At 55.4% G+C, this 876-nt stretch carries 1 protein-coding gene; it reads right to left on the bottom strand.

Features of this window, described 5'->3' with window-relative positions:
- Positions 1-42: 42 nt before the first annotated feature.
- The coding region (locus tag AACR11_RS15525; RefSeq protein ID WP_223295742.1) for an APH(6)-I family aminoglycoside O-phosphotransferase at positions 43-876 on the bottom strand (834 nt) is incomplete at its 5' end.

The raw sequence follows: 876 nt of genomic DNA, 5'->3' as shown, positions 1-876 counted from the left end.
AGATTGATGTGTTCCCAGGGGATAGGAGAAGTCGCTTGATATCTAGTATGACGTCTGTCGCACCTGCTTGATCGCGGCCGCGATAGCTAGATCGCGTTGCTCCTCTTCTCCATCCGCGTTCCAAGCTGCGGAAAGGCACCCATAAGCGTACGCCTGGTCGAGCAGGCGACGCGGATCGACGTCCAGCGCACGAGAGAATGCGTCCGCCATCTGTGCAATGCGTCTAGGATCGAGACAAAGGTCGTCTCTGTCAGCCGGATCGTAGAACATATTGGCGGCGCCAAAGCCCACTTCACCGACCAGACCGACGGGATCTATCACCAGCCAGCCGCGACTGGAGAACATGATGTTTTCATGATGCAGATCGCCATGTAGCCCACGCAGTTCCGAGGCATTGCTCATCATTTGATCGGCTATAATCGCCGCGTGGACGTAGTCAGTTTGACAACCTGCGTTTTGATCATCGCGCGCCCGCTGAAACAAAGCTGCAAAGCGATCCCGGATCGGGAGAAGGGCAGAAGGCAGGGGTTCCTCAGATGCGGCATACAGCTTCGCCATTAGTTCCGCTGCAATTTCGGTCGCCTGGTAGTCGCCGTGCTCGGCAACGATGTGAGAGAGCATTCGCTCCCCGGCATATTCGAGCAACATCAGATTGTTCTCACGACCGAGCAACCGGACTGCTCCCCTCCCATTGCGCCATACCAGATATTCGGCCCCGCGCAGTTCATCAGCAATGTCTTCTATAGGTTTCAATCCCTTGACGATTGCAGGAGTCCCGTCTGGCAATGAAACTTTCCAAACGAGGCTGGAAAAGGTGTCCGCAATGAGAACAGGTTGCGAAACGTGCCAATGAGCAGGAAAAACAGGCGGCATGAA

The organism is Vibrio sp. L85 (assembly GCF_963871815.1).
GTDB lineage: Bacteria > Pseudomonadota > Gammaproteobacteria > Enterobacterales > Vibrionaceae > Vibrio > Vibrio harveyi.
Note: the sequence above shows the minus strand (reverse complement) of the source record. Positions and strands in the feature narration are given on the sequence as shown.